Genomic DNA, 7,829 nt, shown 5'->3' on the forward strand with positions numbered 1-7,829 from the left:
GGGTATCGGGGGCGGCCGCGACGATCGCGATCGGGTCGCTCACGCGCGCAGCGGCGGCGAGCAGGCCCGGCGCCGTCGCCGCGAGCGCGCCGCTCGGAAGCACCTCGAGCAGGACCAGTGTGACGCTCATCACGCGACCCCCTCGGCCACGAGGAAGGCGGCGAGCTTCTCGCCGGCATCTCCCTCGTCGACGATCTTCGTGCCCGCCGTGCGCGGGGGCCGCTCGGCGACGGCCAGCATGATGTAGCGAGCGGTGGCCGGGTCGTCGGGTTCGATGCCGAGAGCCGTGGCATCCACGGTCTCGTACGGCTTCTTCTTCGCGGCCATGATGCCCTTGAACGTCGTGAACCGCCCCTCGGGCAGCGCCTCGGTGATCGAGACCACCGCGGGAAGCGCGGACGTGACCCGCATCGTGCCCGCATCGCTCACGCGCTCCCCCGACACCGCGCCGTCGGACAGCTCGAGGGCCGCGAGCCCGGTCACCTGCGGCACACCGAGCAGTTCGGCGACCATCGCGGCGATGACGCCTCCGCCTCCGTCGGTCGAGAGGTTGCCCGCGATCACGAGGTCGTAGTCGGCGCGCCGCACGGCGGCCGCGAGCACTTCTGCGGTCAGCAGCAGGTCGGCCCCGCGCAGGGCGTCATCGACGATGTGCACGGCCGAGGTCGCCCCCATCGCGAGCGCCTTGCGGATCGTCGCCGTGGCCGACGCGGGTGCCATCGACACCACAGTCACCTCGGTACCCGGATGCGCGTCGGCGTGAGCGAGGGCGACCTCGACCGCACGCTCGTTTATCTCGTCGAGCACGGGCGACGATGCGGCGCGATCGGCGAGCCCGGTCTCGAGGTCGAGTCGACGCTCACCCCACGTGTCGGGCACTTCTTTGATCAGGACCACGATCTTCATCGATGCGTCTCCTCGGTCGGGGGAAGGGATGCCACGGCGGCGGCGCCGCGGCGGGGTTCGGGGCGCGGAGGCTTCGACATGCTCGGCCACCACTGGGTGCCGCGCTCCCGCTTTGCGCGCCAGGTCCCCAAACTCGTCGAAGGGGCCGGACCTCGCCGCGAGGGGCGCGGAGGCTTCGACATGCTCAGCCACCGCCGGGTGCCGCGCTCCCGCTCCGCGCGCCGGGTCTCTGAGCTCGTCGGAGGGAGCGGACCTCGCCGCCGGGCACGGGCGGCGCGCGAGCGGTACCGTGAGTCCGGAGGAGGACCGATGACGCGACGACTGCCGGTCGACCCGATCGCCGAGGCCAAGCGCCAGTGGCTGGCGCACGGGTGGGACGACGCCGCCGACGGCATGACGGTCGTGACCTCGGTGATCCGGGCGCACCAGTTGCTCATGGCATCCATCGACCGTGCGCTCAGACCGTGCGACCTGTCGTTCTCGCGCTTCGAGATGCTGCGGCTGCTCGCCTTCACCCGCGAGGGAAGGATGCCGATGGCCAGCGCCATCACGCGATTGCAGGTGCATCCCACCAGCGTCACGAACACCGTCGAGCGCCTGGCCCGCGACGGGCTGATCTCGCGCGAACCGCATCCCACCGATGGTCGTGCGGCGCTGCTCGTGTTGAGCGACGCCGGTCGCCGCCGGGTCGACGAGGCGACCGAGGCGTTGAACGCGGTGTTCGCCGATCTGGGCCTCGACGACGACGACGCGACCGCGCTCGTGCGCATCATCGCGCGCTTCCGCAAGGGTGCCGGCGACTTCGCCGACCCGGCACCCGTTCCCGACCCGCTCTGACGCCGGAGAGCACCCGGACCGCACGACGGCCTCCCGCGACGGGCACGAACGCCCGCCGCGGGATCACGCCGCGCCGAGCCGTTCATCGGTGCGTGAAGGACGGCGGACGCTTCTCGCGGAACGCCGCCATCCCCTCTTTCTGGTCGGCGGTGTCGAAGAGGGCGGCGAACGCCTGCCGCTCGAAGCGCACACCCTCGGCGAGGGTCGACTCCAGTGCCACGTCGAGCGCCGCCTTCGCCGCGTACAGCGCGGGCAGGGGCTTCTCGGCGATCGTGCGAGCGACGGCCTCGGCCTCGTCGAGCAGCTCGGCGGCCGGGACGACGCGCGACACCAACCCCGCGCGCTCGGCTTCGGCGGCGTCGATCATGCGGCCGGTGAGAACGAGTTCGGCGGCCTTGTAGTACCCGAGGGCGCGTACGAGCCGCTGGGTGCCGCCCATGCCGGGGATGACACCCAGCTGCACCTCGGGCTGACCGAACTTCGCGCGGTCGGACGCCAGGATCACGTCGCACATGAGGGCGAGCTCGCAGCCACCGCCCAACGCGTATCCCGACACCGCAGCGATCACGGGCGTGCGCACGGCGGCGAAACGCGCCCAGGCGCCGAAGTGGTCGGTGAGCGTCATGTCGAGACCCGACTTCTGCTCCATCTCTTTGATGTCGGCGCCGGCGGCGAACGCCTTCTCACTGCCGGTGACCACGATCGCCCCGACACCGGTGTCGGCGTCGAAGGCCTCGGCGGCCGCGACCACCTCGCGCATCGTGTGGGTGTTGAGGGCGTTCAGCGCCTCGGGGCGGTCGAGCGTGATCCACCCGACGCGGCCCCGCTGCTCGACGCGGATGGTCTGGTGCTCGGCATCGTGCTCCGTCATGGTGACTCCCGTCGTCTCAGGTCTCGGGCGGTGCAGACAGTGCCGCCCCCGCATGTTCGCACGCACCGCCGATATCGATCGAGGGGGTTCCCGCCGGCAGCCTCGAGGGGTTCGGGGCGCCGACGGAGACCCGGACGGGTGTGGGGCGCGATCGGCACTTCGGGGCGCAAGACACCCGCCCCACACAGCAAGACCCGCCCCACACCGCCTGGGACCCGAACCGCGGCACCCGCACCGCGCACCGCGCGCTCACGCGGCGAGAACGCTCCGGCCGACGATCAGCCGCATGATCTCGTTCGTGCCCTCGAGGATCTGGTGCACCCTTAGGTCGCGCACGACCTTCTCTATGCCGTAGTCCTGCAGATACCCGTAGCCGCCGTGCAGCTGCAGCGACTCGTTGGCGACGCGGAAGCCGACGTCGGTCGCGAAGCGCTTCGCCATCGCGCAGCGGGTGGCGGTGTCGGGCGCCCCCGAGTCGAGAGCGAGGGCCGCGTCGCGCACGAGGAGCCGCGCAGCTTCGAGCTCAGTGGCCATGTCGGCCACGGCGAACACCACCGACTGCTTCTCAGCGAGCGGCTCGCCGAACGTGAAGCGCTCGTGCACGTAGGCGACGGCGCGGTCCAGCGCCCAGCGCGCTCCGCCGAGGGAGCAGGTCGCGATGTTGAGACGCCCGCCGTTCAGCGCGGTCATGGCGATCGAGAAGCCGCGGCCCTCGCCGCCGAGGAGGTTCTCGGCCGGCACGCGCACCTCGTCGAGCACGACGGCCCGCGTGGGCTGCGCGTTCCAGCCCATCTTCTTCTCGTTCGGCCCGAACGACAGGCCCTCGGCATCGGCGGGCACGAGGAACGCGCTGATCCCGCGCGCCCCCGGTTCGCCCGTCCGCGCCATGACGACGTAGACGGATGCCTCGCCGGCACCCGAGATGAACTGCTTCACGCCGGTGAGCACGTAGGTGTCGCCGTGACGGATCGCGGAGGTCGTGATAGCCGCGGCATCCGATCCCGCGCCCGGTTCGGTCAGGCAATAGGCGCCGAGATCCTCCATCGCGACGAGACCGGGAAGCCAGCGCTCGCGCTGGGCTGCGCTGCCGTAGGCGTCGATCATCCAGGCCACCATGTTGTGGATCGTGATGTAGGCCGTCACGGTGGGGTCGCCGTAGGCGAGCTCATCGAAGATCGCGACCGCATCGGCTCGTGTCAGCCCGGCGCCGCCGACGTCTTCTTTGACGTAGACGCCGCCGAGGCCCAGCTCCCCCGCGCGGCGGAGGACGTCGCGGGGGAAGTGCTTCTCGGCATCCCATTCGAGGGTGTGCGGGGCGAGTTCGGTCGCGGCGAAATCGCGGACGGCGTCGAGGATGGCGGCGCGTTCGTCGGCCGAGAGGGTTCCGGCGGACGGAGCATCGAGCGCGGGAGCAGGGGTGGTGTCCATGCGGCTCTCCTTCGTGAGGGCGACGGCGTCGTCGCATCTCTGAGATTACCTGGACGTCCTACTAATTAATAGGGGTAGCGAGCAGACCCGCGCGATGAGCGCCCGAGAAACGCCGTGCCGTGCAGGAAAAGCGACGAGGCGTTTCTTGCGCGCGAAGGCGTTTCTCACGCGACCGGGGCCAGATCTACCGGGGCCGCGACCCCTCGCGGCGAGCGGGATGCGGGGCGAGCGGGCGCCCCGTTCGTTCCCCGTTCACCCGGGCGTCACCCCCTCCAGGCAAAATCCACAAGATCGCGCCGCCCGCGCGGATCGCATCCCCCACCCGAATCCGAGGACACAGCCATGCCTTCGACCTTCCTCCGCCGCGCCGCCGCGTTCACCGCGACGACCGCGGCGGTGTGCGCGCTCGCCCTGTCGAGCGCCACCGCGGCATCCGCCGCGATCGTCCCCCAGCCCGTGCGCGACGCCCCCTCGGACAGCGCGGTGAGCCTGCGCCCGCTCGGCACCTACGAGACCGGCGTCTTCGACCAGTCGGCCGCCGAGATCGTGCACGCCTACAAGAGCCGCCTGTTCGTCGTGAACGCGCAGGCCGGCGCTGTCGACGTGCTCGACAACCGCAACCCCGCTGCCCCGACGAAGCTGTACTCGATCGCCGGCACGGGCGTTGCCAACTCCCTCGCCGTCCGCGCCGACGGCCTCGGCGTCATCGCTCTCGAAGACGCCGATAAGACCGCGCCCGGCCGCCTGGTGTTCTTCGACGCGGATGCCGCTGCGCCCACGGTCCTGGGCACCGTCACCGTGGGCGCCCTGCCCGACATGGTGACGATCTCCGAAGACGGCACCTCCGCGGTCGTCGCCAACGAGGGCGAGCCCGCCGATGACTTCTCGGTCGACCCCGAGGGTTCGGTCGCCGTGATCGCCCTGCCCGCCGGAAAAGCCGCCCCGACCCAGGATGCCGTGCGCACCGCCGGCTTCGGAGCGTTCGAGCAGGGCGGCTCGATGACCCTCGACCCCGCCGTGCGCGTGTTCGGACCCGACGTCGCCGCCCCCGACCAGGGCAGCACGCCGCTCACCGCGAACCGCGTGAGCCGCAACCTCGAGCCGGAGTACATCGCCGTCGCGGGAGGCACCGCCTATGTGACGCTGCAGGAGGCCAACGCGTTCGCCATCGTCGACCTGGCCTCCGCAGCCGTCACCGCGGTTCATCCGCTGGGGGTCAAGCCGTACTACTCCGGCGTCACGCTCGACGCCAGCGACCGCGATCCTCAGGGCGCACCGACGTACAACCAGTCGAGCTACTACGACCTTTACGGCATGTACATGCCCGACGGCATCCAGGCCTACGAGGTGAACGGCGAAACGTACCTCGTCACCGCCAACGAGGGCGACGGACGCGAGTGGGGCGACTACACCGACACCGCCCGTGTCAGTGACCTCGGAGAGGACGGTCTCGCACCGATCTGCGAGAACGCCGCCGTCGGAACTCACCTCGACGACGCCGAACTCGGTCGTCTCAACATCGCCACCGACATGGGCCTCAACGCTGACGGTACCTGCTACAACAGCCTCTACACCTTCGGTGGCCGCGGCTTCTCGGTGTGGGACACCGACGGCAACCGGATGTTCGACTCCAACGCGGACTTCGAGCGCATCACGCACGACGCGAACCCCGACTTCTTCAACTCGAACCACTCCGAGTCCAACCTCGAGGGCCGCAGCGACGACAAGGGCCCCGAGCCCGAGAGCCTCGACATCGGTCGGATCGACGGGCGCACCTACGCGTTCATCGGTCTGGAGCGCGTCGGCGGCGTGATGACCTACGACATCACCGACCCCGAGAACGCGACGTACGCCGGGTACGTCAACAACCGCGACTTCTCGGTCTCGGTGGAAGACGAGCTGACCGGTGACGAGGCGGCCGACCGCGCGCTGTTGTCGCAGGCCGGCGACCTCGGTCCGGAAGGCGTGGAGTTCATCCCCGCCGAGAGCTCGCCCACCGGGCGTCCGCTCGTCGCGGTGGGCAACGAGGTCTCGGGGACGACGACGGTCTTCGCGGTCGACGACCCCACCGTGAAGAACATCGACATCCTCACGATCAACGACTTCCACGGTCGTCTCGAGGCCACACAGGGTGAGGCCGGGGCCGCCGTCATCGCCGGTGCGGTGAAGGCCAAGGAGGCCGCGAACCCGAACACGCTGTTCGTCTCGGCCGGCGACAACATCGGCGCGTCGACCTTCACCTCGCTCATCCAGGACGACCTGCCGACCATCGACACCCTGAAGGCCTCGGGCCTCGACATCTCGGCCGTCGGCAACCACGAGTTCGACCGCGGCTTCGCCGACCTCACCACCCGTGTGCTCCCCGAGTACGGCGGCGGGGAGTTCGGACTCGGCGCGAACGTCTACAAGAAGGGCACGAAGGAGCCCGTGCTCGACGAGTACGCGATCAAGGAGGTCGACGGCGTCCGCGTGGCATTCATCGGTACCGTCACCCCCGACACCGCCACGATGGTCGACCCGGCCGGCATCGCGGATCTCGACTTCGGCGACCAGGTCGAAGCCGCCAACCGCGTGGCCGACGAGATCACGGCCGGTGACCTCGCCGACGCGATCGTGCTGCTGACGCACTCGGGCGCGGCCACCTCGAACGACTGCGCGGCCATCGTCGCCGACCAGGCCGGGTTCGGCGATCTCGCCGTCAACGCCTCTCCGGAGATCGACGCCATCGTCTCGGCCCACACGCACCAGACGTACGCGTGCCAGCTGCCGGTGGCTGGCACCGACCGCACCCGCCCGGTGATCCAGGCGTCGGAGTACGGCAAGGCGATGGGTCAGCTCACGCTCACGTGGGACATCGGCACCGACTCGCTGGCATCCGTCTCGGGTTCCACGTTCCCCCTCGTCGGCGCCTACGCCCCCGATGCCGCCATCGCGGAGAAGGTCGCCGGATACGTGGCCGAGGCCGACGTCATCGGCGCGCAGCCGGTGGGCGAGATCACCGGTGACATCCTGCGCGGCGGAACGCCCCCGGGCAACGACCGCGGCGTCGAGTCGTCGATGGGCAACTGGGTCGCCGACGTCTACCTGTGGGCGACATCGGAGAACCCCGAGTTCGCCGGAACCCCGGCCCAGATCGCGCTCATGAACCCGGGCGGCCTCCGCGCCGACCTGTTGAAGGGCGACGACGGCGTGGTGACGTACAAAGAAGCAGCGCTCGTGCAGCCCTTCGCCAACACTCTGGTGACGGTGACCCTCACCGGCGACCAGATCCGCGGCATCCTGAACGAGCAGTGGAAAGCCACGGGCGATCGCCCGAAGCTGCACCTGGGCGTCTCGGACGGGTTCACCTACGAGTACCGGCAGGATGCCGTCAACGCGCGCGTGGGCAGCGTCGTCTCGATGTCGTACCAGGGAGAGCCGATCGCGGCGACCGACACCTTCACGGTCGTGACGAACTCGTTCCTCGCGAACGGCGGAGACGGCTTCGCGACCTTCGCGAAGGGCACCGACCGCACCGACACCGGGCAGGTCGATCTCGACGCGACGCTGGAGTACTTCACGGCGACCTCGCCGGTCGACCCGGCCCCGCTCGGTCGGGCGATCCTCGCGACCGCCGAGATCCCGGGCGGTGGCTCGAACGGAGGCGCGGGCGGGGGCTCCGCGCAGCCGGGCAGCGGATCGGGTCAGCCGGGCTCGGGCCAGGCTGCGGGCACTCGCCCCGGTAGCGGCCTCGCCGTCACCGGTGCCGAGCTGCCGTGGGGTATCGCCCTCGCGGGCGGGTTCCTCG

At 70.6% G+C, this 7,829-nt stretch carries 5 protein-coding genes; 2 read left to right on the plus strand and 3 right to left on the minus strand.

The genetic code is table 11. The features are described from left to right. Positions 1–129: 129 nt before the first annotated feature. On the minus strand, positions 130–906 hold the full coding sequence (locus RWP81_RS12100; RefSeq protein ID WP_314456432.1) for an electron transfer flavoprotein subunit beta/FixA family protein: 777 nt from the start codon (positions 904–906) through the stop codon (positions 130–132). A gap of 309 nt (positions 907–1,215) precedes the next feature. On the opposite strand from RWP81_RS12100, the gene RWP81_RS12105 reads away from it, so the two are divergent. After that, complete coding sequence (locus tag RWP81_RS12105) at positions 1,216–1,743, plus strand: MarR family transcriptional regulator (RefSeq protein ID WP_314456434.1); 528 nt, start codon at positions 1,216–1,218, stop codon at positions 1,741–1,743. Positions 1,744–1,825: 82 nt separating this feature from the next. Here RWP81_RS12105 and RWP81_RS12110 read toward each other — a convergent pair whose 3' ends face one another. Together RWP81_RS12110 and RWP81_RS12115 are read right to left on the minus strand one after the other, a co-directional pair. Beyond that, complete coding sequence (locus tag RWP81_RS12110) at positions 1,826–2,614, minus strand: enoyl-CoA hydratase-related protein (protein ID WP_314456436.1); 789 nt, start codon at positions 2,612–2,614, stop codon at positions 1,826–1,828. A 249-nt stretch (positions 2,615–2,863) separates the two neighbouring features. After that, positions 2,864–4,042 carry an acyl-CoA dehydrogenase family protein gene (locus RWP81_RS12115; protein WP_314456438.1) on the minus strand — a complete coding sequence of 393 codons (1,179 nt, stop codon included), beginning with the start codon at positions 4,040–4,042 and terminating at the stop codon, positions 2,864–2,866. A gap of 342 nt (positions 4,043–4,384) precedes the next feature. Between RWP81_RS12115 and RWP81_RS12120 the strand changes: the two genes are divergently transcribed. Continuing rightward, positions 4,385–7,829: choice-of-anchor I family protein (locus tag RWP81_RS12120; protein WP_314456440.1), on the plus strand; the 3,445-nt coding region annotated here is incomplete at its 3' end.

The organism is uncultured Microbacterium sp. (assembly GCF_963521695.1).
Classification (GTDB): domain Bacteria; phylum Actinomycetota; class Actinomycetes; order Actinomycetales; family Microbacteriaceae; genus Microbacterium.